The sequence below is a fragment of the Streptomyces sp. NPDC054975 genome (assembly GCF_053609105.1).
The window spans coordinates 1-21,977 of sequence record NZ_JBSGWV010000037.1; the positions used below are offsets into that span (position 1 = coordinate 1).

The window sequence follows — 21,977 nt, forward strand, 5'->3', positions numbered from 1 at the left end:
GTGCGGGGCCCCTTCGCGTGGCCCGTGTCCGTCTACCAGGGCAGCTGGTCCTCGGCATTCAGGACCGGGCGGTCGACGGCCATGTACCAGACGCCGTCCTCGTCCTCACGCAGCACATCGGTGCAGCTGCCCTCCAGGTGGACGTCCTGCCCGTCCGGCGTGGTGAAGTCGAGCGTGAAGTCGACGACGACGAGCGCGGTGTCACCGGCCCGGTAGGAGTAGCGGACCGAGGAGTCCAGCCGGGGCTGCATCGCCAGCAGCTCCTTGATGGCGGCGGTCCGCGCCTCGCCGCTCAGCGGGGCTCCGGAGAGGTTCGAGATCGAGTCGTCGTGGTAGAGGGAGTCGAAGATCGCGCCATCACCCGAGTTGAACGCCTTGAGGAAGACCTCGTTCTGCGTCTCGGCCTCGGCGGTGAGCACCAGGCCGTACGGGTTGGGAGTGGCAGCCATGACGGAAGCTCCAATGGTCGGTGAGGGTGATCGATGACGGTGGCGGTGACGAAGATCGGTGATCGGTGATCGGTGACGGTCTCAGGGCTGGAAGAACCGCTGCTCGTCCTGGTCCCGGAGAATCGCCGCGACGCTGCGCAGCCCTGTCTCCAGCTGCTGGATCTCGTCGTCGCTCAGATACACCGACGGCTCGAAGCGCAGCGTGTTCACGGCGCTCGCCGTCGGGAACGTACGGATCCGGTGGCCGCGCAGCAGGTGGCCGGAGAGGGCGTAGCCGAGGAAGCCCGCCTGGGCGATGCCCGCGATGCCCGGCGCCGAGGCGCCCGCCTGGTCGTGGAACTCCATCCCGAGCATCAGGCCACGGCCGCGAACCTCCTTGACGACCTCGGGAAAGTCCGCGCGGACGGCCTCCAGCATCGCCTTCAGCGCCTCCCCGCGCTCGGCCGCGACGCCGTACAGGCGTCCGCCGTCGGCCTCCAGGAGGTCGAGCACCCGGTGGGCCACGAGACCGGAGAAGCCGTCCTTGGCGAAGGTCGAGCTGTGCACCAGCTCGAACTCCTTGCGGTACCGGGCCTGCCGCACGAGCATGACGGAGATCTTCGCGAGCCCCCCGCCGAGGCTCTTGGCGAGCGTGTAGTAGTCGCCGCGCAGACCGATCGACGAGGCGGCGAGGAACGAGCCCGTACGGCCCATGCCGCTCTGGATCTCGTCCACGACGACGGGGCAGTCGATCCGCGCGCACTCGCGCTGGATCTCCTGGGCCAGCTCGGGCGTCACCTCCACGATTCCGCCCTCGCCCTGGATCGGCTCCAGGAGGAACGCGCACACGGAGGGGAAGTCCCGCTCGACGACCGTGACCACACCGCCGTCGACGACCACGTCGAAGACGGTCGTCCGCTCGGCCTCGATCGCCTCCCTGACGGCGCCGGGACGCCCCAGCGGGACGAAACGGGCCTGCGCGCCGAGCGCGGCGAACGGGGTCCGGTAGGCCGGGTTGTGCGTGAGCTGGACGCTGCCCATGAGCTTGCCGTGGAAGCCGCCCTCCAGGGTCAGGAAGACCGGAGGCCGGGCCAGCAGCTGCTCGTTGTGGCGCGACACCGCGCCGAGCAGGTCCTCGATCCCGTCGGCGCCGGCCGTAGGCGGCACCGTCGGACCGACACGGGACCAGACCTCGTCGGCGATCTTCGCCTCACCGCCGGCGACGGCGGCGCGAGCGGCCCCGAGGTGCTCACCGATCTCCTCGGCGAGCGCCTGCACCCGCAGGACACGGTCCAGTTCGGCATGTTTCACGGCGGCCTCGATGGCCTCGGCGCCGCTGTTGGCGAAGATCGCCAAATAGGGCTCGTCGGACCCGACCTCCCGCTGGACGATCCCGTTCAGCCGTGCCGCGAGGGAACTCGCGTGGGAATTCCGGGAGAACTGCGCGTGCACCGGCGCCCCGGAGTCCAGTATTTCCTTCGCGCGCGCCACTATCTCCGGATTGTTGTGCCCGAGGAGGAGAGAACCGTAGCCACCCGCGAAGTCGACGACGGGAATCTCCTGGCCGTTCTCGTCCAGGTGGAAGAGGGTGTTCCCCTCGGCCCGCACATAGTCGACGTCCAGGCCGGCGGTGCCGAGCGTCTCCCGCAGATGCGGCTCCGCCAGATCGCGTTCGGTGGACACAGTACTCATGAAATCCCCATTCTCGACTGCCGGGAAAAGACATCCTGCAACGGGCTGACGGGCCCCTCATGGCGGACCGTTTCGACCGTACCAACGCCTTTCTCGGCTCCTCTCATCGCGCAGTCATGACGGGGTAACCAGGAATTCTCAGACCGCGGAGAACTGCTCGTGCCGGGTGCGGCCTGCCCGCTCGTTGCGCGCCGTCGACAGCAGCAGATCCACCAGCTTCTCCGTCGTGAGCCGCTCGGGCCGGTGCAGCGTGACCGTCGTCATCCGGCTCTTGCCACCGGCCCAGGTCGGGCGGCGCAGCAGCAGTTCAGGACCCGCCGAGGCGACGACGAACAGCGGCACCGGGCCCACCGACTCGGCCAGGTCCTCCACGGCGTCCAGGACGAAGTCGTCGGCGCGGTGCAGGTCGTCGACGCAGAGCACGACGGGATGCCGTCGCGCCGCCTCCCCGAAGAAGACGCGCCACGCCTCCAGCGTCTCCTCCTCACCGGTCACCCCGTGGCGGGGCCCGGCGGTGGAAGCGGCGAGAGGCACGAGCCGGGGCAGCAGCCGGCCGGCCATGTCGGGGGACGGGAAGAGCGCGCGCACCGTGTCGGCGAGTTTGCGCCGGGCGTCCTCCGCGGTGTCGCCCGGTCGGACCCCGCAGTACGCCGCGAGGATCTGCGCCTGGGCCGTCAGGGGGTCGTCGTGCGGGGACGTGGGAGCGCGGCCCGTCAGGAACACCGCAGGGGACGGCCCGTCGGTGACCTTGTGCGCGAGGGACCGCAGAAAACGGCTTCGGTCCGCTCCCGGGTCCGAGAGCACCGTGACCAGATGCGGTACCGAGCGCTGCCGCGTCCTCGCGAACAGCCCGAGCAGCGCGTCCAGTTCGTGTGCCTGCTCGGACCCTGCCATGGAGTCCGCGTCGTCCGACTGCTCATGCGGACCGAGCGCCTGGCGACCGGTGGCCGGCGCGTCCATCGAGGCGTACGCGACGGCGTGCCGCGTCACCCGGAACACCGCCTCGCTGACTCGGACCTCACCTGCCGGTACGTGCGCGAGCAGCGCCTGCGACTCGTCCAGGACCGCGCCGACGACGACCGGCGGCGCGCCGTCCCCCGGGCGGCCCCGCAGCAGCACCTCGCCCATGCTCACGGCCGCGTGCACGGTCAGCTGCGCGCCGTCGAGACCGTCGCACGGAGGAACGTTGAGGACGTCCCGGATGGCCAGGGCCGCGCGCACCGCGTGCTGGGCGTCACCGTGGCCCTTCTCCGCAAGGCCGAACAGGGCCAGGGAGGTGGAGCCGAGGGAGGCCGTCACGGTCCCGCCGCACCGCTCGATCTGCTCCCGGACGACGAGGGCGGCACCGTCCAGCAGGTCGTCGAGGTCCTGACCGCCCGCGCCGGCGAGCTCCGGCGCGAGCCGGGTCCGTACCGACAACACGGTGACCTGCCGGCGCACGGCGGCGGCCGTCTCCGCCTCGGCACGCTCCTGGCTTCCCGGCCCGGCCGTGACGTCCAGCGCGGAGGTCGTGGAGCCGGCGGTCGTGGTGCCGTCAAGTGCTGTGCCGATGGGCGCGGAAAGGCGGCCGGCCGCCGCCGCGGCGTCCCTCGGCGCGGACAACCGGACGGTCTCCTGGGGCGCGTCCGCGCAGGCCGCCCCGCCGAGGAGATCGCAGGAGGCCCCGCTGTCCCCGGCCAGGGACAGGGCCGGGTCCTGCGTGAGGATCGCCTGCTGGAGCCGCTGGAGCCCACGGCCGGGTTCCAGACCGAGGTCCTCCACCAGCACCGACCGGATACGGCTGTACATGTTCAGCGCGTCGGCCTGCCGCCCGCACCGGTACAGGGCGAGCATCAGCTGACCGCACGAGCGCTCCCTGAGCGGCTCGTTCTGGACCATGGTCTCCAGCTCGGCCAGCACCGCGTGGTGCCGTCCGGACGCCAGCTGCGCCTCGCAGTAGTCCTCCATGACGTCCAGGCGCGTGTTCTGGACCGCCGTCAGCTCCGGCCACTCGATCCCGGTCTCCACCAGGTCCGCCAGGACGGGCCCGCGCCACAGGGCGAGCGCGTCCTGCAGGAGCCGCGCCGCCGATGCCGCGTCGCCGTGCGCCAGCTTCTCCCTGCCCTGGGCGACCTGTTCGTGGAAGACGTACAGGTCCACCTGCCGAGGGTCCACCCGCATCATGTAGCCGGGGGCCTGGGTCAGCAGGGCGGTGGAGGCCCTGCCGCCGCCGTCCGGGCAGGGGAGGACCCCGCGCAGACCGGAGATCGCGTTCTGCAGGATCTTCCGGGCGGTGGCCGGCGCGTCGTCCACCGACCACAGGGCTCTCAGCAGCTCGCTGGTGGCCACCACGCGATTCGCCTGGAGCAGCAGAAAGCCCAGCGTGGCCCGCTGCTTGGTGCCTCCCAGCGCCACCGGCCGCTCGTCGGCCACGACCTCCATCGGCCCCAATACCCGGAACTGCATGACATTCCCCCCACGATCCGCACGCCAGTAGGCCAAGATCCTTGGTCCATCGTGCCTGGGAGCGCTCCAAGCCTGCACAAACGGCGGCCAAGGGCGGGTCGTACCAGGCGAGTTCTGCCCGCCGGCGGGCCCGGAACGGCAACTCCCCGTCGATCTTTGGCAAGTCGCGCTTGTGCGTACGACGGAAGGCGAACAAGAGTCGACGCTCGTACGAACCGACGAACAAGGAGGCTCACACATGCGCACGCACACCACCCCGGCACACCGGGGCCCGGTTCTGTGACGGCCACCGAGAACTCTGGAGCGGTCACCGTCATCGGTCTCGGGCTCATGGGCTCCGCCCTCGCACGCGCCTTCCTGGCGGGCGGTCACCCCACCACCGTCTGGAACCGGACGGCCCGCAAGGCGGACCCCCTCGTGGACGGGGGAGCGGTCCGCGCGGACTCCGTGCCCGAGGCCGTCGCGGCGGGCGGTGTGGTGGTGCTCTCCCTCATCGACTACACCGCGGTCCGCGAGGTCCTCGACGCGGCGGGCGACGCCCTGCGCGGCACGACCGTGGTGAACCTCAGCTCGGGAACGGTGCAGGACGCCCGGGAGGTGGCCGCCTGGTCCGCCGAGCGGAACATCCGCTATCTCGACGGGTCCGTCATGGCGGTCCCGCAGACGGTCGGGGGACCCGAGGCGGTCGTCGTCTACAGCGGCTCCCCGGAGCTGCTGGACGAGCACCGTCCCGTCCTGGAGTGCCTCGCGGGCGCGAGCCTCCACCTGGGGGAGGACCCGGGACTCGCCCTGCTGTACGAGAACGCGCTGGCCGGCATGCTCTGGACGACGCTGGGCGGCTATCTCCACGCCCTGGCCCTCGTCGGCACGGAGAAGGTGCCGGCGGCCGACTTCCTCGCCTTCGCGGCGCAGTGGCACACGTCCCTGGGCGCGTTCCTCCCGGTCATCGCCGAGGAGGTCACCTCCGGCACGTACACGACCGACGTCTCGACGCTCGACATGAACAAGCGCGCGATCGCCCATCTCGTCGAGACGAGCACGGCCCAGGGCATCGGCGTCGACGTCCTGAGCGGCATGCGGTCCCTGATCGAGCGGCGCGTGGCCGACGGGCACGGCAGCGAGAGCCTCAGCGGTCTGATCGAGGTGATCAGGAACCCCGGCGCCTGACGGCGCAGGCCGTCAGGCCATCTCCAGGACGGCGCAGCCGAAGCTCCGTCCGCAGCCTCCGCCGACCAGCACCACCAGGTCCCCGGAGGACAGTTCACCCGCCTCCAGCAGGTGCGCAAGGCCCGCGGCCTGGTCGCCCGCGCGCAGATGGCCCACGCCCGTGCCCCAGTCCCAGGTGGTCCGGTCCTCGTGGATGCCGAGGGCGGCCCGCCGGCTCCACCCCTGGAGGCGGCGGCCCAGGTTGGGGAAGACGAAGCGCACGACGTCCGCCACGGACGCCCCCGCCTCGGCGAGCGCCAGCTCCAGCACCTCACGCTCCCGCTCGGCGAGGACGGGCGCCATGTCCTCCGGCGCTCGTCCTTCGGCACGTTCCCGGCGGGGCGCGGCCGCCTCCGGCACCCGCCAGGACAGGTCGGCCCGTACCAACGCGCCCTCGGGCGCGTCACCGAGCACCGCCGTCGACAGCAGCCGCGCCACGCCGGTGCGCGTGGTGACGACCAGCCCCGTCGCGCCGTCGCCGAGCACCTTGCCCCGCTCCGTGCGGTAACGGTCGGGTCCCGGGCCCGCCGCACAGTCGACCGTGGTCAGCAGCGCGGCCCGCATGGCCGTCGAGGCGGACAGGTACGCGGCCACCAGGTGCAGCGCCACCAGGCCGCCGTTGGAGGCCTGGACGACCTCCATCGCGGTGGCCGAGGTGCAGGCCAGCTCCTGGCTGACGCGCGCGGCACAGCCGGCGTCCCGCGCGTGCCCGGGGAAGGTGTGGACGACGAGATCGATGTCGGACGGCGCCACACCGGAACGGCGACGGGCGAGCCCGGCCGCCTGGAGCACCATGCCGGGCAGCGCGCGACCCGGCGCCACCCGCACCGCCCGGTAGGAGTCCCGCTCGTGATCGTGGGCGTCGTACCGCCCCGCGGACACGGCGTGCCGGAGGTCCTCGGTCTCGCCGAGCGCCGCCGCGGCGGCACCGATGAAGACACCGTCCCAGCGGGTCACTTCGCCTTCCTCCCTGCGAACTCCCCTCGTCAGCGGGAGCGGTCGAAGCCCGTCGTTGCCGGTACGAGGGCGTCGAGCGTGCCGGAGACGGTCTCGGCGACCGCGGCGACGCGCCCGTCGAGGTAGAAGTGGCCGCCGCCGTAGACCCTGACGTCGGTCCGGGCCGTGGTGAAGCGGCTCCAGGCCGACGCCTCGGACACGGACACCACGGGGTCACTGTCCCCGACCATCACGGTGAACGGGACGCCGAGCGCCGGTCCCGCCGTCCACGTGTACGAGGCCAGCGCCCGGTAGTCGGCGCGCAGCGTCGGCATGACCATCTCCAGGATGTCCGGGTCCTCGAAGACGGTGGCCGTCGTGCCGCCCAGCCTGCGGACGGCGGCCAGCACGTCCGCGTCGGAGCGGAGCTGGTCGTGCGGGTTGGGGGTCGTCCGGGGCGCGCCCCGGCCGGAGAGGAACAGGTGGGCCGGCCCGGGCATGTCGGTGAGGCGCCGGGCCGTCTCGTACGCCAGGACGGCACCCATGCTGTGCCCGAAGAAGGCGTACGGCGAGGGCCCGGTGCGCCGTACCTCGTCGGCGAGCGCGTCCGCCAGGCGGCCGATCTCGGTGAACGGCGCCTCGCCCCGGCGGTCCTGACGGCCCGGGTACTGCACGGCGAGCACGTCGACGGCGGGCGCCAGCGTCCGCGCCAACGCGATGAAGGCGCTGGCGGCCCCGCCCGCGTGCGGGAAACAGAACAGGCGCATGCCGTCACCGGCCGCCGGCGGCTCTCCACCGACAGGGCCGAACCTGCGGAACCACTCGCTGCCCACGCCATCTCCCCGATCGTCGGTCGCGTGTGCCGCCCGGACGGGGGCGGCACGGGTCTCCATCGTCCCGGGCGGTGGTCAAAGGCCGGACAAAGCACGGACGAAGCGGCGGCGGGACGGACCCGGACGCGGGGTCAGGCGGCCGGGTGCCGGTCCGTCGTGAGCGGGCGGTCGCGGTCTTCCATGCGACGGAAGCCGTACGCCGCGGAGACCAGCGTCATGTGACGGTGCCAGCCCGGAAACGACCGCCCTTCGAAGTCGAGGAGGCCGAAGTCCTCCCCGAGGGCCCTGATGCTGTCCTGGGCGCGTGACTGCAGGCGGGCGAGGGCGAGGACGTCCTCCGCCCCGGCGTCGGTCATGTTCGTGAGCCAGTAGCGCGGCGCCTGCGGCGCGGCGGACTGCCGGGCCAGCAGCCGGTACGTCCCTCCGGCGGGCCCCGCCGCCGCGTCCGGTGGCCCGGGCAGACGTACGTCCGCCGTCAGCGTGGCGACGGGGCGCGGCTCCCGGTGGGCCTCGCTCGGCCGGAAGTGCCGTACCTGGCGGCGCCCGGCCAGGCGCAGGGCGTCGTAGGCGCTGATCGCGCCGCCCCGGGCGCCCGCCGGCCCCTCGCCGGAGCCCTGCGCCGGTCGCGAGGGGCCGAGGAGCACGGCCTGCCCGGGTCGCACCGCGACGACGAAGCGGACTCCGCGTCGGTTCATGCGGCCGAGGAGCGCGGCGGCGTGCGGGGCGCCCCGGAGATCGGCGACCAACGGCAGGGCGGGCGCCGGGAGATGGGCGGCGGCCCACTGGGCCAGTTCGGGGATCTGGTCCTCCGGGGTCCGGTGGGCGATGCCCTCGGGGACTTTGGCCCGGGTCCTGCGGTACGCGTCGGCGGCCCACTCCTGGTCGACGAACAGGCTCCACTGCACCGGCAGTGCGGTGGAGCCGGAGGCGAGGAAGAGCCCCATGGCAGCCTGGCAGTTGACGACTCGTCCCAGATGGGGGACGTGTCTGCGGTGCACGCCCGGCGAGATCCGCCCTGACTTGGGGATGACGGCCAGGTCGGCCACCCAGGCCAGGGGCGCCTGCCGGTACGGCACGAGGCGGCCCGGACCCGACGCATGAGGACCCGACGCATGAGAGCCCGGGGCAGGAGTGCCCGGGGCATGAGAGCCCGACGCAAGGTGGCCCCACGTCTGGTCCAGCGCACGATGGGCCAGCCGCGTGCGGGCCGGCGCCCACTCCCAGGGACTCTGATTGACGAACTGCCGCAGCGAGTCCGACGCGGTGCGGGGCGCGAGGAGAGCCGCGGCCATCCTCCGGGGTGACTTCCTGCCGGGACAGAGCAGCAGGCCACGCAGGTAGGTGCGCGCCCAATGACGCTGGTCGGCGCGGGGCAGATGACCGAAGAGATCGTCCGCGAACCGGTCGAGGGAAGCCTCGTACGGCCGAGGAGACCGGTGAACCGTGCAAGGGCCCGGCACCGTCGTCACGTCCTCTCGCCATGCTCGGGGGATGGTCCGGCAATTAAACCGATCAATCGGTTTGCTCCCGCCCATCGTCCGGGCATCGCGGACGGCGCACCGCCGCCACCGGGGTGACGGCCCGTCGTCAGAGGTGTGACACGGTGCAGGTCTCGCCCTCGGGCCAGGCCATCAGCGGGGCGTCCTCCCCGGCGACGCCCTCGGCGCCCACGCCCTCCCCGCGCCCGCCTTCCCAGGCCGGCGCTTCGTCGCCGTCGTCCTCGCACACCCGGGTCGTCCTCGTCCCCGATGCGTCGATCCCGGCCAGGGCCGGTTCCGAGCAGAGCCGGGGCAGCAACAGCGTCCAGAACCGGGTGACCGACTGCTGTGAGCACCACTCCCCGTCGGCCCGGCCGAGCACCTCGAACCCCACGACGGCCGCGGTGACGGCCGACACCGCGTCGTTCAGCGTCACGTCGGCCGCCAGGTCACCCTCGCCCGCGGCGAGGGTGAGCATGAACCGCACCCAGTTCCGCCACGCCATCCACAACTGCACGCGCGCCTGCCAGGTGGCGTCGTTGCCGAGCTGGAACCCGGCCCGCAGCACGATGTCGTCGGAGAGCCGCTGCGCGAGGATGTGCGAGGTGTCGACCAGGAGCTGCAGCGGCGAGAGGTCGCCGACGGGGCACGCCCCCATGATGTGGTGCAGGGTCTGCGCGGCGGCGGACTCGACCGCCTCACCCAGGGCCTTCTTGTTGCTGAAGTGGAAGTGCAGGGCGCCGTTGCTGACGCCGGCCCTGCTGCTGATCTCCGTGAGCGACGACTGCGCGAAGCCTCCTCGGTTGAACGCCTCGGCGGCGGAACGGATCAACTCCTGGCGCGTGCGTACCGCACGGTCCTGCTTGGCCATCGTGTCGCTCCGGGAATAATCAACGGCAGGTCAGCGCGCAAGCACTGTGCGTATCGAGGTGGGCACCTTAACAAACCGGATGTCTGGTTTAGTAGAGGGCTGTCAAGCGTGGCTCAAAACGAGTCAACCGCCGGGGAACCGGAGTCGAGGGTTCCGACTGCTGGGCGCACGGTTCGAGGAGGGCGGGCACAGACCCTATAGGGTGGACGCGATTTCTTGACGGCTCGCGGAAGAAGGCGACGAATGCAGCAGGTCGTGCTCACCACCAACTTCGGTGTGATCAAGCTCAAGCTGGACGCCGAGAAGGCGCCGAAGACGGTGGAGAACTTCCTGGCCTACGTCGACGCCGGGCACTACGACAACACCGTCTTCCACCGCGTCATCCAGACGTTCATGATCCAGGGTGGTGGCTTCCTGGAGGACATGACGCAGAAGCCCACCCGCGCGCCGATCGAGAACGAGGCGAACAACGGGCTGCGTAACACCCGCTACACCGTGGCCATGGCCCGTACGTCCGACCCGCACTCGGCGACGGCGCAGTTCTTCATCAACACGGCGAACAACAACTCCCTCGACCACACGGCGCAGACCCCGCGTGGCTGGGGCTACACGGTGTTCGGCAAGGTCGTCGAGGGACTGGACGTGGTCGACAAGATCGCCGCCGTCCCCACCGGCCGCCGCGGCGGCTTCCAGGACGTCCCGGTCGAGCCCGTGACCATCCTCGGCGCCACGGTCGTCGAGAGCTGAGGCCGTGACGGTGTGCCGAGCGCCCGAGGGCGGCGGCTTACCGGCGAATTCCCCGCGCATGGGCCGCCGTTGGTACCGCGTGAACGGCCGGCCGCCCTGTTGCCCGTACCGTTCGATCCGACCGCACGTGCGACGCAGGGGGAACTGATGGTGAGCGACCAACGGCCCGGCCGGCTCCTCGCGGTGAGCGACCTGCATGTGTCCCACGCCGAGAACCGGCGCATCGTCGAGGAGCTGAAACCGGAGTCCGAGGGCGACTGGCTGATCGTCGCCGGTGACATCGGCGAGCTGACCACCGACATCGAGTGGGCCCTGACCCTCCTGAGCGAGCGTTTCGCCGAGGTGGTGTGGGCGCCGGGGAACCACGAGCTGTGGACCCACCCGACGGACCCGGTCCAGTTGCGCGGGCAGGCCCGCTACGACCATCTGGTCGCCCTCTGCCGGCGCCTGGGCGTGCACACACCCGAGGACCCGTACCCGGTCTGGCGCGGGGCCGGCGGCCCGGTGGCGGTGGCCCCGCTGTTCCTCCTGTACGACTACACCTTCCGGGCCCCCGGACTCAGCCAGGAGCAGGCGCTCGCCCGCGCCTACGACGCCGGCGTGGTCTGCAGCGACGAGTTCCTTCTGCACCCGGACCCCTTCCCGAGCCGCGAGGCCTGGTGCCGTGCCCGCGTCGGCGCCACCGAGGAGCGGCTCGCCGCGTGCGACCCGGAGATCCCCCTGGTCCTCGTGAACCACTTCCCGCTCGTCCGCGAGCCCACCTCGGTGCTGTGGTTTCCCGACTTCGCCCAGTGGTGCGGCACCGTCCTGACCGCCGACTGGCACCGCAGGTTCCGAACCGCCGCCGCGGTCTACGGACACCTGCACATCCCGCGCGAGACCACGTACGACGGGGTGCCCTTCATGGAGGTCTCCCTCGGCTACCCCCGCGAGTGGCGCCGACGAGGCCTCCCGACAACGCTGCTGCGCCCGGTGCTCCAGGAGGAGGCGCGCGGATGATCGGCGAGATACTTCCCGCCGGAGTCCACCACGCGGACTCCCGCACCGACCTGACGTACGAGCCGCTCCACCCGGAGGAGGAGCAGCACATCGCCCTCTCCGTCGACACCCGGCGGCGGGAGTTCACCACGACCCGCGCCTGCGCCCGCAAGGCGCTGGCCCGCCTGGGCCTTCCCTCCGTGCCGATCCTGCCGGGGCCACGCGGGGCGCCGCAGTGGCCGGCGGGCGTGGTCGGCAGCATGACGCACTGCGCCGGCTACCGCGCGGCAGCGGTGGCGCACGCGGGCGACGCCCTCACCATCGGCATCGACGCCGAGCCGAACGAACCCCTGCCGGACGGAGTCCTGGAGGCCGTCGCGTTCCCCCAGGAGGCCGCGGCCGTCCACGCCCTCGGACGCACCCACCCGGGCGTGTGCTGGGACCGACTGCTCTTCAGCGCGAAGGAGTCCGTCTACAAGGCCTGGTTCCCGCTGACCGAACGCTTCCTCACCTTCGAGGACGCGACGATCACCTGGGACACGCCGTCCGACGCGCGGCCGACCACGTCCGGCGGCTTCCAGGCCGAACTCCTCGTCGAAGGCCCCTGGCCGACGGGCCGCCACCTACCCGGCCGCTGGACCGTGCGCGACGGCCTCCTCTGCACCTCGATCGTCCTGCCGCCGGCCTGAGCGGGACCCGCGAACGCCCGGGTGGCCCGCGTGCACACGCCCGCCCGCCATCACCAGGCGGATCTCGCGCAGCGCCTGCAGGTCCTTCAGGGGGTCGCCGTGGACGATCAGCAGGTCCGCGCGGTGGCCCGGGGCGAGGGTGCCGGTGTCGTGGAGGCCGAGGGCCTGGGCCGTGGTGTGGGTGGCCAGGTCGACGATCTCCTCCGGGGTACAGCCCAGATGCTCGAAGAACTCCAGGCTGGAGACGAAGTCGTCGAAGACCGCGCGGCTCACCCCCGCGTCCGTCCCGGTGATCAGGCGTACTCCTCGCTCGCGCATCCTGCGCAGGCCGCAGAACATCGTCTCCGCGCGTTCGGCTCCGAAGCGCTCGGCGAACCCCCGCCAGTCCGGGCTGGCCGCCGGGCAGACGTGGATGCCCTTGGCCGCGATCTCGTCGACCACGTCGTCGAGCAGCCGGAAGCCGTCGCGGTCGATCCAGGTGCAGTGCTCGATCGTGGTCACCCCCGCCGCGACCGCCGCCCGGATGCCCTCGGTGCCGTGCGCGTGGGCCGCCACCGGGAGACCGGCGCGGGACGCCTCGTCGACGACGACGCGGAGGTCCTCCGTCGTGAACTGGGCGGCCCAGACCGGCGGGCCACCCTTCGTGATGCCCCCTCCGGTGGCCATGACCTTGATGACGTCGACACCCCTCGACGCGTTCTGGCGGACCAGTTCGCGGATCGCCTCCGGGCCCGCCACCTCGCCGCCCAGGAACCAGCAGTGTCCGCCCGGGCCCGTGACGGGAGTGCCTGCGGCCAGGATCCGGGGCCCGGGCAGCCGGCCGGCCGCGATCGTGTCGCGGAGCCGTACCACCAGGCCGTTCCGGTCGCCCAGGTCGCGCACGGTGGTGACCCCGGCGTCGAGCAGGCGGCGGGCCCGTTCGGCCATGCCCCGGCTCACCGTCGCGTCGTCCGCCTCGCGCAGCGCGGTGACCGGGTCCGGGCCCGCGTCGAGCGCGAGATGGACGTGCGCGTCGACGAGGCCCGGCAGCAGCGTGCCGTCCGGGTGGTCGTGGCGTGGGACGCCCGCGGGGGCGCGCGCCTCCACCTCGGGGCGCGGTCCGGCGTCCGCGATGACGCCGTCACGGACCAGGACCGCGCCGTCGGTCAGCCGGCGGCTCTGCGGCCCGATCACCATGCGCCCGGCCGAGATCAGGGTTTCCATCGGTGCTCCGTTCGTCACGCGCGCGAGGCCGCCAGGGCCTCGGACATCCGCGTCAACTGCCGTACGTCGTCTTCCAGTCCGCCGTCCCCGTGCCCGTCGGGGAGCGCCACCGGTACCGCCTGGGAGGGCGCCTCCTCGCCCGCCGCGTACGCCCGCAGCGCCGTCCGCAGGTGGCGGGCCGCGACCTCCGGTTCCAGGGGAGCGTCCGCGTCCGCGACCAGCGCCAGATGGGGGCTGATCCGCACCAGGCCGTCACGGCACTCGATGACGCGCCGGTAGTAGCGGCGGTGCACGCCCCGCGGGCTCAGGACGTCCCACCAGCGGCCAGGGCGCGTGCGTTCGAGCGCGTCCTCCGGGAACGCGGCGTGCAGTTCCGTCCACAGCGGGGCGAGACCGCGGTAGACGCGCCCGTGGTGCCACCACAGCCGGATGCTCGCCCACCGCGTCACCAGGCCGGGGTAGACCACGCCCGCCACGAACAGCGGGATAGCCAGGTCGAGGAGGAGCTTCGCCCCGATGATCACGGGGTGCGGCACCGTCCCGCCGAGCAGCCGTACGAGCGTGGCGCCCTCGCGGACCGCCGACGCCGACACCATGCCGGCCAGCGCGGCCGCCACCATCCACAGGCCGGTCACCAGCGGCCGGCCCGCCAGCCGGGCGTAGCGCACCGTCCACAGCAGCGCCGTCGCCAGGGCGTACGTGAGGTAGGCGCCCGCCGTCAGGTAGAAGACGGCGACACCCGGTTCTCGCATGTCGGCCGTGGCGTACGTATGGCTCCGCTCGACCCCGGGCGTCAGCGCCATCGCCAGCGTGACGACGCCCGCGGTCGCGGCGAGAGGTACCAGCTGCCGGCGTACCCGCGCGGCGGCGGTCGCGGGGTCCGACGCCGAGTGGATGAAGAAGCACCCGAGGAAGTACACGGCGCCCAGCAGGCAGAGGTTCTGCAGCAGCTTCGCGACGCCGTCGCCGGTGAGGCCGTCGACCAGGCGCGCGCCGGCCGGGACGCCGAAGGGGAAGGAGAGGCCCGCGCAGAGCAGGCACAGGAACACGGCGCGCAGCAGCCGGTCGGACGGGTCGCGCAGGCACTGCCTGCCCGTCCAGAGCAGTGAGCCGTACAGGACGACCGCAAGGAGCAGGGACAGCACGGTCAGAGCCACCCCTGTCGGTCGGCCAGCGCAGTCTGCACCCGGCGGGCCGAGGCGTCACCGGGGGCGCGGGGGGTGACGCGGTCCAGTACGGAGGCCCATTCGAGGATGATCGTGGCGACGAGTTCGGCCTCGCGCTCCCGCTCCTCGGCGTAGGAGGTGCGCCGCAGCGCCCGGTTGATCGCCTCCACCGACAGGTCGGGGAGCAGCTCCTGCCATACGGCGTCGTCCGACACGTCACCCGGGTGGTCCGCGAGGATGTGGCCGACCTCGTGCAGGACGATGTGGTCCTGGTGGGCCTGGCTGGTTTCCTTCTGGAAGAAGATGTAGTCCGCGTGGGCGCCTGCGATCCACAGGCCGTAAGGGCCCGGTACGGGCAGGGAGTACGGGACCAGCCGGATCGGCCGCCCTCGGTGCTCACCGAGGAGCCGGCACAGCTCGGGTACGTGCAGAGGGGGTTTGATGCCGAGCTCCCGCAGGATGCTGCGACATCGTTTGCGTAACCGTCGTTCGTTCAAGGACCAACTCCGCTGGTGGTTCTCCCGCGTTCCGGCCTGTCATCCAACGGGGTCAGACCGTCATGATCCAGGACGATTTCGGCCATCATCGTCTGCGGCTCCGCCGCGTTCGGCCTGCTCCAGGCGGTAGACGACGTCCAGCAGGTCCATCACCTGCTTGCGGTGCTCCTGCGACAACTGGCCCGCCCGCATGGCCATCAGCTTCACGTCACTGCCCTGCGAGGCCTCGTGCAGCCGGGCCTGCTCGGCGGCCAGGGCGGAGAGCTGCTCCTCGATGCGGGCACCGCTCGCGTCGTCGACGAAGTACGCCGTCGGCACGCCGAAGAACCCTGCCAGAGCCTGGAGGTGACGGAGCGTCGGATTGGTCTTGCGGCTCTTGCGCAGCTGCCAGATGTAGCTCTGCGAGATGGAGACCCCGGTGTCCCGGATGGCCGACGCCACCTGCTCGTTGCTGTACTCGTGGGCGGGGTCCGGTCTGACGGTCTCGAAGAGCCGGTTCAGCTTGTCGGCGAAGCTGTGGTCCGCTGGCTCCGGCACGCGTCCACCTCCTTCGGGCCCGGTGCGAATCCGCTGCGACATGCGGCGCGACGTGCGGTACGGCTTCCACTGAGGTGAAAGAACGCAACGCCCACTCTGGCCGACCTGGTTGAAGACCGTCAAGCTCCGGGCTACGGTACGGCTGCACCGGCCGTCGAAGCCGTGCACGAACCACGCACGGAAGAATCGACCCCGGTCGATGCCGGACCAGGGGGAACGCCGAAGGCAGCCCTCGGCTCCCGCCCCGACCAAGCGGGAGTCACCCCATCGGGCTGCCTCGGCGCCGTACCGCTCCCCCCTGCGCCGGCGCGTCGACGGCACGGCGCGCGAGCTTGAGCACAACTTGAGCCAGAAGGGGGATTCACGGAATGTCTTCAGCGCCGGGAACGGCCCACGTCCGACACCAGGCAACCGCCACCGCAGAGCCGCTCTACGCCCGGATCCGGGCGGAACTCAGGATGGACATCGCCTCCGGTCTGTACGCCCAGGGAGAGCACCTGCCCCCTGCGGACCAGCTCGGCAAGGAGTACGGAGCCAACAAGAACACGATCCTGCGGGCCCTGCGGATGTTACGCAGCGAAGGGCTCATCGACTTCGGCCGTGGGCGCGGCGCCGTCGTGCTCCACGCCACCCACCCGATGGGCCTCGACGACATCTCCGACCAGCTCCAGCGGGTCGTCAACCTGGCCGACGTCTCCGGGATCCCGCGCGCCGCCATCATCTCCGCCATCGAGCGGATGCCCAGGGTGGCCGCCCGCCACGGCCGCGCGCGGCGGGTCCAGCCGGCGGCGCGTGCCACCGGTTGGGCTGGTGCCAAGGAAGCTCATGCGGAGAGTGAGCAACAACCCAAGAAGACCAGGCTGATCCACCGTACGCGGCCCGCCGGATCCGGCTGAACCAGGCCGCTCTTCTCCCAGGTGGCGCTCCCGTCGGGGGAGTACGGAAGTCCCCAACGGCCTTGACCACACACCGTGTTGGGCGCCGGTCGCACCTTGAGCGGCCGGTCGCCGACGGCCGAGGATCTTCGTGGGCGGTCACCGCATCCCGTGAACGGGACGCCGCATTGCGGGCACGGGGCCGTCTCGCCAGAAATCCAGCGAGAGAAGGGATCAGAACCATGGCCAGGAAGGTCTACGAGGTTCCGGCGCTGTCCAAGGCCGGCGACTTCCGCAAGGACACCGGTTTCCTGAAGCGCGGGCCGCACGAGCCCAAGGTCCGCCTGCCTCTGGGCTGGTAGTCCGATGACAGGCCACGGCGAGGGTTGGTTCGCGCTGTTTCCGGACTGTGAGGCCGCCCTCGCCGTGGCCTCCCGCATCGGAGCCGGCCGAGGGCCAGGCGCGCGGCGAACCGTCACACACCCCTCCGGAAACCCGTTCATCGTGGGCGACTGGGCCACGTCCGTCCAGGCCCGCAACAGCCACGGACTCTTCGTGGCGCTGATCGGCCACACCCCGGTCGGCACCGCCGAACTCGAAGCACACCTCGCCGGCGTGCGCGAGATCGACGCGCTCGACCGGCTGACCGCGCGCCTGCCCGGCGACTTCCACGTCGTCGCCGAGGCGCACGGCGAGATCCACGCACGCGGCACGGCGGCGGGGCTCCGCCGCCTCTTCCACGCCACCGAGAACGGGGTCACCGTCGCCGCCAACCGCGCCGACGTGCTGGCCAGGATGCTCGACGCGCCGGTCGACGAGGACGTCCTCGCCCTGCGTCTGCTCGACTTCGTCCCGCACCCGCTGGGCGACGTCCCGCTCTGGCGCGGCGTCCACGCGGTCGTCCCCGGCGAGCTCCTCCGCTTCGGCCACACGCCTACCCGTACGGTCCGCTGGTGGGAGCCGCCCCGCACCCACGTGCCGCTCGCCGAGGGCGCGAAGGCGCTCCGGAGCGCGCTCGACGAGGCCGTACGGATGCGGGTGGACGCGGCCGGGAACGTCAGCGCCGACCTGTCCGGAGGGCTGGACTCCACCACCGTCTGCGCGCTCGCCGCCCGGGCGGGCGCCCGGCCGCTGCCCGCGCTCACCATGCCGAGCCGGGACCCGGGCGACGACGACGTGCGGTGGGCGCGGCTCGCCGCCGCCGAGATCGAGGGCCTGGACCACATCCTCCTCGACATCGACGAGATCCCGCTCTTCTACAGCGGCCTGCTGGACGTACGCGGTCCCGTCGACGAGCCGCTGCCCACGATCCTCGACCAGCCGCGCCAACTCGTCGGCCACGACGGCCTCCTGGCCGGCGGCTCCCGGCTGCACCTGACCGGCATGGGCGGCGACCACGTCCTGTGGGGGCACCCCGCCCACCATCGCGACCTGCTGACCACCCGCCCGCTCACCGCGCTGCGCAGCATCCGCGGCTACCGCGCCCAGAACCGCTGGTCGCTGCGGGAGACGCTGTCGGTGCTCACCGACCGCCGCCCGTACGGACAGTGGCTCGCGGACGTCGCCGACGAGATCACCGCCCCCCGGCCGGCCCCGCACAGCCCGGACGTCTTCGGCTGGGACATCCCGCCCCGGCTCCCGGCCTGGGCCACGCCCGACGCCGCCGCCTCCGTACGCCGGAGTCTGCGGGAGGCCGCGCGCACGGCCGAGCCGCGCGGCGAGACCCGGGCCCTGCACAACGAACTGCACACCCTCCACCACGGGACGCGCGCCACCCGGATCCTGCACCAGGTCGCGGAACACAGCGGCCTGCCGCTGGCCAGCCCCTTCCTCGACGACCGAGTGGTCGAGGCCTGCTGGTCCGTACGCTCCGAGGAACGCGCCACCCCCTGGGAGTTCAAGCCCCTGCTCAAGACCGCGATGCGCGGCCACGTCCCCGACGCCCTGCTCCGCCGCACCACCAAGGGCGAGGCGTCGGCCGACGCGGCGAACGGCCTGCGGGAGAACCGGGCCAGGCTCGCCGACCTGTGGCGGGACTCGCACCTGGCCAAGACCGGCCTGGTCGACGCCGAACGCCTCGTGGACATCACCCTGCGGCCCTCGTCGCCCGAACTGCGGCACGGCGGCCTCGACGCCACCCTCGCCTGCGAGATCTGGCTCCGCACCATCTGAAGGGAAACGCGATGCACCTGCGCGAGGACGTGTCCTTGGTCGACACGGACTACGGCAAGGTCCTGCTCGACGGCAGCACCGGCGAGTACTGGGAGCTCAACCCGACCGGCAGCCTGGTCCTGACCGCCCTGCTCGACGGCAGGCCGGCCGAGGAGGTCGCCGACAGCCTGTGCGCCGAGTTCGACGTGGACGGGGACCGGGCGACGGCCGACGTCACCGCGCTCCTGTCCGCCCTGCGCGACGCCCGACTGGTACGGCCATGAGCTTCCACCCGGTTCCGGAGACCCACACCGGGACGTCGTTCGCGCAGCGCGCCGCGGCCCGCGTCGCCGTCGCGGTGGCGCGCCCCCTGCTCCTCCTGTCGCCCGCCCGGCTCGGGCGCCTCCTCGGCCTGGTGGCGCGCGGAGCCCGCCCGGCCGGTCACGCCCGCACGTACCGGGCGCGCCAGGCGGTCACCACGGTCAGCGCGGTGTGCGCCGGGCGCGAGGGGTGCCTGCCCCGTTCGGTGGCCACGGCCCTGCTGTGCCGGATCCGGGGGGAGTGGCCCACCTGGTGCGTCGGCGTCCGCGCCCAACCGCCCTTCGGCGCCCATGCCTGGGTCGAGGCGGAGGGCGTGCTGGTGGGCGAGGAACTGCCCGAGAGCTACTTCCGGGTGCTGATCAGCGTGGGCTCCCGGACCAAGGAAAGGAGCCGCCCATGACCGCACCGACCACCGAGGACGCCGATCCGGTCAAGCCCGGCCCGACCACCGCGGACGCCAAGCCGACCACCGCCGAGGACGCCGAGCCGCCCGAGCACCCCCGGCCCCGCACAGGGGACCTGATGCGGCTGCTGCGCGGGAGCGGCCGTACCGTGGGCGCGGCGCTCGCGCTGACCGTCGCCGGCACCGTACTCGCCCTGTTCCAGCCGCTGCTGACCATGCGGCTGATCGACCGGGTCTCCGCCGACGAGACCATCTCCCTGCTCGTCGTCGCCCTGGCCGCACTCTTCGTCGCCCAGGCGGCGCTGGAGGCCTGCGGCCAGTACCTGCTGGACGTCACCGGCGAGAGCGTGGTCCGGCGGCTGCGCCGACGGCTCGTCGAACGGCTGCTGTTCGTCCGGGTCCGGGAGCTCGACGGCCGACGGGTCGGCGATCTGCTGTCGCGCGTCGGCACCGACACGACCGTGCTGCGCGACATGGTGGCGGGCAGCTTCGTGCAGCTCGTCACCGTCTCCGTCACCGGCGTCGGCGCGGCCGGGCTGATGCTCTGGATCGACCCGGTGATGTTCCTCGTGGTCGCCGGGACGCTCGTGGTCGCCGCCGTCCTCGTCGCCGGGGTGATGGCGGGCATCCGCACCAGTACGGAACAGGCGCTCGCCGGCGTCGGCGCGATGACGGCCGACCTCGAACGCGCCCTCGGCGGCATCCGGACCGTACGGGCCGCCCGCGCCGAGCACCGGGAGGCCGAGCGCATCGGGGCGGACGTGGACAGCGCCTACACCGCCGGGGTGCGCTCCGCGCGGCTCGGCTCCGTCGTCGGGCCGGCCATGGAGATCGCGGTCAACGGCTCGTTCCTGCTCGTCCTGCTGATCGGCGCGGTGCGGGTGTCGAACGGCTCCATGTCCGTGAGTGAACTCGTCGCGTTCCTGCTGTTCGCCACGTACCTCGTCATGCCGCTCGCGGGCCTCTTCAACGCGCTCAGCCTCATCCAGCGCGGCCTCGGCTCCCTGCGCCGTATCGAGGACGTACTGCGGCTCCCCGTCGAAGCGGCCGAAGCTGCCGAAGCGGCCGATCCGACCGATCCGGCCGAGGAGACGGCTTCGCGGGAGACGCCCGCCGAGGCCACCCCCTCGCCCCTCCTCGATCTGCGCGGCGTCGCCTTCTCGTACGGTGAACGGCCCGTCCTGCGCGACGTCTCCTTCTCCGTGCCCCGGACCGGTCTCATCGCCCTCGTGGGGCGGTCCGGCGCAGGGAAGACCACCGTCGTGTCCCTCGTGGAGAAGTTCTACGAGCCCGACGGCGGACGCGTCCTCTTCGACGGCGTGGACCTCCGCCGGGTCGATCCACGCGAACACCGCGCCCGTATCGGTCTCGTCGAGCAGCACGCGCCCCTGCTGTACGGAACTCTGCGCGACAATCTCGCCTACGCGAGCCCGGACGCCGACGAGGAGAGAATCCGAGAAACCCTGCGGATGGTCAATCTCGAAGAACTCGTCGAAAGGCTTCCGGAAGGCCTGGAAACAGCAGTCGGCGACCGCGGATTCAATCTCTCCGGGGGAGAGCGCCAACGCGTCGCCATCGCCCGCGCGCTGCTCGGCCGGCCCGAACTCGTCCTCCTCGACGAACCGACGTCACAACTCGACCCGATCAACGAACGGGACCTCACCGCGATGCTCCGGGACATCTCCCGGGAACGCGCGCTGCTCGTCGTGGCCCACCGGATGTCGACGGTACGCGCCGCCGACCGGATCGTCGTCCTGGACGACGGCCGGGTCAGCTCCGTGGGCACCCACGAACAGCTGCTCACCGAGGACCCGTTCTACCGCCGCCTGACCACCGACCACCTCACGCGGCCGCTGGACAAGGCCGCCGCAGACAGGAGCGTCGCAGCACCGTGAGCGAGACCGACACACCGCCGCCCGGGCCCGCCCGCGCACCGGGCCGGCCGCATTGGAAACCGGCCCTCGAACGCGTCGGCCGGCTCACCCCACGCGAACAGGAGACGTTCCTGCTGCTGGCAGAGGGACTGTCCAACGAATCGATGGCGCAGCGCCTCCACGTCACCGAGAGAACCGTGCGCGCGCATGTCGCCGCCGTCATGGAGAAACTGGAACTCCATTCCCGCCTGGCCGTCTGCCTCGCCTCGTACGTATTCGCCACCGAAGGCCTTTCCCGGCCCGGGTGAATATTGTCGTCACGGCCAATGGAACCGACGGATGCGATTCGACAGGATTTCCTCAGCACCGGAATTCACCGGTGTTCCCGGCGGATTCAGCCGCCGGGAAGGAACGATGAGAGGAAAGAAAATGTCGGACGCATTCGACCTCGACGCCCGTATCTCCGCCCCGGCCGCCGGCCCCGCCGGTGAGCAGGCGCCCCCGCCGTCGATCTCGACGATCGCCACCCGCACGGTCTGCACCCGGGTCGGCTGCCAGGTCACCAAGACCTGCGCCTGCACCTCGATGTGCACCATCTTCTGCGTGGGCGGCAAGTAAGCACGGGCTGAACGCCTGACGGGTGCTGC

The 21,977-nt window shown here is 72.2% G+C and carries 23 protein-coding genes; 12 read left to right on the top strand and 11 right to left on the bottom strand.

Annotated elements, in window-relative coordinates; translation table 11 throughout:
* Positions 1–32: 32 nt before the first annotated feature.
* From ACWF79_RS25980 to ACWF79_RS25990, 3 genes are all read right to left on the bottom strand, one after another.
* On the bottom strand, positions 33–449 hold the full coding sequence (locus ACWF79_RS25980) for a YybH family protein (RefSeq protein ID WP_453730554.1): 417 nt from the start codon (positions 447–449) through the stop codon (positions 33–35).
* Positions 450–530: 81 nt separating this feature from the next.
* Entirely contained in the window at positions 531–2,120 is a 1,590-nt protein-coding gene (locus ACWF79_RS25985; RefSeq protein WP_453730555.1) for an aspartate aminotransferase family protein, read from the bottom strand.
* A 138-nt stretch (positions 2,121–2,258) separates the two neighbouring features.
* Positions 2,259–4,565: a BTAD domain-containing putative transcriptional regulator gene (locus ACWF79_RS25990; protein ID WP_453730556.1), complete on the bottom strand. Its 2,307-nt coding sequence runs from the start codon at positions 4,563–4,565 to the stop codon at positions 2,259–2,261.
* Positions 4,566–4,844: 279 nt separating this feature from the next.
* Here ACWF79_RS25990 and ACWF79_RS25995 point away from each other — a divergent pair, with 279 nt between their 5' ends.
* Complete coding sequence (locus tag ACWF79_RS25995; protein ID WP_453730557.1) at positions 4,845–5,732, top strand: NAD(P)-dependent oxidoreductase; 888 nt, start codon at positions 4,845–4,847, stop codon at positions 5,730–5,732.
* Between the two features lie 12 nt (positions 5,733–5,744).
* Here ACWF79_RS25995 and ACWF79_RS26000 read toward each other — a convergent pair whose 3' ends face one another.
* From ACWF79_RS26000 to ACWF79_RS26015, 4 genes are all read right to left on the bottom strand, one after another.
* Complete coding sequence (locus ACWF79_RS26000) at positions 5,745–6,728, bottom strand: 3-oxoacyl-[acyl-carrier-protein] synthase III C-terminal domain-containing protein (RefSeq protein WP_453730558.1); 984 nt, start codon at positions 6,726–6,728, stop codon at positions 5,745–5,747.
* Between the two features lie 29 nt (positions 6,729–6,757).
* Complete coding sequence (locus tag ACWF79_RS26005; RefSeq protein WP_453730559.1) at positions 6,758–7,540, bottom strand: thioesterase II family protein; 783 nt, start codon at positions 7,538–7,540, stop codon at positions 6,758–6,760.
* A gap of 131 nt (positions 7,541–7,671) precedes the next feature.
* Complete coding sequence (locus ACWF79_RS26010) at positions 7,672–9,000, bottom strand: IS701 family transposase (RefSeq protein WP_453730560.1); 1,329 nt, start codon at positions 8,998–9,000, stop codon at positions 7,672–7,674.
* A gap of 127 nt (positions 9,001–9,127) precedes the next feature.
* Entirely contained in the window at positions 9,128–9,889 is a 762-nt protein-coding gene (locus tag ACWF79_RS26015; RefSeq protein ID WP_453730561.1) for a ScbR family autoregulator-binding transcription factor, read from the bottom strand.
* A gap of 243 nt (positions 9,890–10,132) precedes the next feature.
* Here ACWF79_RS26015 and ACWF79_RS26020 point away from each other — a divergent pair, with 243 nt between their 5' ends.
* The 3 genes from ACWF79_RS26020 to ACWF79_RS26030 all read left to right on the top strand — a co-directional run bounded on the left by ACWF79_RS26020 (position 10,133) and on the right by ACWF79_RS26030 (position 12,303).
* A complete protein-coding gene (locus ACWF79_RS26020) occupies positions 10,133–10,636 on the top strand; it encodes a peptidylprolyl isomerase (protein ID WP_453730562.1) in 504 nt (167 codons plus the stop codon).
* Between the two features lie 147 nt (positions 10,637–10,783).
* Positions 10,784–11,635, top strand: a complete 852-nt coding sequence (locus ACWF79_RS26025; protein WP_453730563.1) for a metallophosphoesterase family protein — start codon at positions 10,784–10,786, stop codon at positions 11,633–11,635.
* Positions 11,632–12,303 (top strand): 4'-phosphopantetheinyl transferase family protein, encoded by a 672-nt coding sequence (locus tag ACWF79_RS26030; RefSeq protein ID WP_453730564.1) that lies wholly within the window; start codon positions 11,632–11,634, stop codon positions 12,301–12,303. Before ACWF79_RS26025 ends, ACWF79_RS26030 begins: the two co-directional genes overlap by 4 nt.
* Here ACWF79_RS26030 and ACWF79_RS26035 read toward each other — a convergent pair.
* The 4 genes from ACWF79_RS26035 to ACWF79_RS26050 are packed head-to-tail and all read right to left on the bottom strand — an operon-like array spanning position 12,238 to position 15,706.
* Positions 12,238–13,506: an amidohydrolase family protein gene (locus tag ACWF79_RS26035; protein WP_453730565.1), complete on the bottom strand. Its 1,269-nt coding sequence runs from the start codon at positions 13,504–13,506 to the stop codon at positions 12,238–12,240. The genes ACWF79_RS26030 and ACWF79_RS26035 overlap by 66 nt on opposite strands.
* A gap of 14 nt (positions 13,507–13,520) precedes the next feature.
* Positions 13,521–14,663: an MAB_1171c family putative transporter gene (locus ACWF79_RS26040; RefSeq protein ID WP_453730566.1), complete on the bottom strand. Its 1,143-nt coding sequence runs from the start codon at positions 14,661–14,663 to the stop codon at positions 13,521–13,523.
* Complete coding sequence (locus ACWF79_RS26045) at positions 14,654–15,169, bottom strand: hypothetical protein (RefSeq protein ID WP_453730567.1); 516 nt, start codon at positions 15,167–15,169, stop codon at positions 14,654–14,656. The genes ACWF79_RS26040 and ACWF79_RS26045 overlap by 10 nt, the downstream gene beginning before the upstream one ends.
* 60 nt (positions 15,170–15,229) lie before the next feature.
* Positions 15,230–15,706: a helix-turn-helix domain-containing protein gene (locus ACWF79_RS26050; RefSeq protein ID WP_453730568.1), complete on the bottom strand. Its 477-nt coding sequence runs from the start codon at positions 15,704–15,706 to the stop codon at positions 15,230–15,232.
* Between the two features lie 368 nt (positions 15,707–16,074).
* Here ACWF79_RS26050 and ACWF79_RS26055 point away from each other — a divergent pair, with 368 nt between their 5' ends.
* From ACWF79_RS26055 to ACWF79_RS26090, 8 genes are all read left to right on the top strand, one after another.
* The gene (locus tag ACWF79_RS26055) at positions 16,075–16,602 is read left to right on the top strand and encodes a GntR family transcriptional regulator (RefSeq protein ID WP_453730569.1); all 528 of its coding nucleotides are present in this window, start codon (positions 16,075–16,077) and stop codon (positions 16,600–16,602) included.
* A gap of 221 nt (positions 16,603–16,823) precedes the next feature.
* On the top strand, positions 16,824–16,943 hold the full coding sequence (locus ACWF79_RS26060; protein ID WP_145828190.1) for a keywimysin-related RiPP: 120 nt from the start codon (positions 16,824–16,826) through the stop codon (positions 16,941–16,943).
* A 142-nt stretch (positions 16,944–17,085) separates the two neighbouring features.
* Entirely contained in the window at positions 17,086–18,753 is a 1,668-nt protein-coding gene (locus ACWF79_RS26065) for an asparagine synthase-related protein (protein ID WP_453730570.1), read from the top strand.
* 11 nt (positions 18,754–18,764) lie between these two features.
* Positions 18,765–19,016, top strand: coding sequence for a lasso peptide biosynthesis PqqD family chaperone (locus ACWF79_RS26070; protein ID WP_453730571.1), 252 nt, complete (start codon positions 18,765–18,767; stop codon positions 19,014–19,016).
* Positions 19,013–19,453 carry a lasso peptide biosynthesis B2 protein gene (locus tag ACWF79_RS26075; protein WP_453730572.1) on the top strand — a complete coding sequence of 147 codons (441 nt, stop codon included), beginning with the start codon at positions 19,013–19,015 and terminating at the stop codon, positions 19,451–19,453. The genes ACWF79_RS26070 and ACWF79_RS26075 overlap by 4 nt, the downstream gene beginning before the upstream one ends.
* Positions 19,450–21,351 carry an ABC transporter ATP-binding protein gene (locus tag ACWF79_RS26080; protein ID WP_453730573.1) on the top strand — a complete coding sequence of 634 codons (1,902 nt, stop codon included), beginning with the start codon at positions 19,450–19,452 and terminating at the stop codon, positions 21,349–21,351. Before ACWF79_RS26075 ends, ACWF79_RS26080 begins: the two co-directional genes overlap by 4 nt.
* The gene (locus tag ACWF79_RS26085) at positions 21,348–21,638 is read left to right on the top strand and encodes a response regulator transcription factor (RefSeq protein ID WP_453730574.1); all 291 of its coding nucleotides are present in this window, start codon (positions 21,348–21,350) and stop codon (positions 21,636–21,638) included. Before ACWF79_RS26080 ends, ACWF79_RS26085 begins: the two co-directional genes overlap by 4 nt.
* A gap of 121 nt (positions 21,639–21,759) precedes the next feature.
* Positions 21,760–21,948: an FDLD family class I lanthipeptide gene (locus tag ACWF79_RS26090; RefSeq protein ID WP_149546868.1), complete on the top strand. Its 189-nt coding sequence runs from the start codon at positions 21,760–21,762 to the stop codon at positions 21,946–21,948.
* The last annotated feature ends 29 nt before the right edge of the window (positions 21,949–21,977 follow it).

What these genes read in the sequence shown, in the direction of transcription:
- ACWF79_RS25980 (WP_453730554.1), bottom strand. Translation starts at nt 449, where the DNA reads ATGGCTGCCACTCCCAACCCGTACGGCCTGGTGCTCACCGCCGAGGCC.
- ACWF79_RS25985 (WP_453730555.1), bottom strand. Translation starts at nt 2,120, where the DNA reads ATGAGTACTGTGTCCACCGAACGCGATCTGGCGGAGCCGCATCTGCGG.
- ACWF79_RS25990 (WP_453730556.1), bottom strand. Translation starts at nt 4,565, where the DNA reads ATGCAGTTCCGGGTATTGGGGCCGATGGAGGTCGTGGCCGACGAGCGG.
- ACWF79_RS26015 (WP_453730561.1), bottom strand. Translation starts at nt 9,889, where the DNA reads ATGGCCAAGCAGGACCGTGCGGTACGCACGCGCCAGGAGTTGATCCGT.
- ACWF79_RS26020 (WP_453730562.1), top strand. Translation starts at nt 10,133, where the DNA reads ATGCAGCAGGTCGTGCTCACCACCAACTTCGGTGTGATCAAGCTCAAG.
- ACWF79_RS26025 (WP_453730563.1), top strand. Translation starts at nt 10,784, where the DNA reads ATGGTGAGCGACCAACGGCCCGGCCGGCTCCTCGCGGTGAGCGACCTG.
- ACWF79_RS26030 (WP_453730564.1), top strand. Translation starts at nt 11,632, where the DNA reads ATGATCGGCGAGATACTTCCCGCCGGAGTCCACCACGCGGACTCCCGC.
- ACWF79_RS26035 (WP_453730565.1), bottom strand. Translation starts at nt 13,506, where the DNA reads ATGGAAACCCTGATCTCGGCCGGGCGCATGGTGATCGGGCCGCAGAGC.
- ACWF79_RS26055 (WP_453730569.1), top strand. Translation starts at nt 16,075, where the DNA reads ATGTCTTCAGCGCCGGGAACGGCCCACGTCCGACACCAGGCAACCGCC.
- ACWF79_RS26060 (WP_145828190.1), top strand. Translation starts at nt 16,824, where the DNA reads ATGGCCAGGAAGGTCTACGAGGTTCCGGCGCTGTCCAAGGCCGGCGAC.
- ACWF79_RS26070 (WP_453730571.1), top strand. Translation starts at nt 18,765, where the DNA reads ATGCACCTGCGCGAGGACGTGTCCTTGGTCGACACGGACTACGGCAAG.
- ACWF79_RS26075 (WP_453730572.1), top strand. Translation starts at nt 19,013, where the DNA reads ATGAGCTTCCACCCGGTTCCGGAGACCCACACCGGGACGTCGTTCGCG.
- ACWF79_RS26080 (WP_453730573.1), top strand. Translation starts at nt 19,450, where the DNA reads ATGACCGCACCGACCACCGAGGACGCCGATCCGGTCAAGCCCGGCCCG.
- ACWF79_RS26090 (WP_149546868.1), top strand. Translation starts at nt 21,760, where the DNA reads ATGTCGGACGCATTCGACCTCGACGCCCGTATCTCCGCCCCGGCCGCC.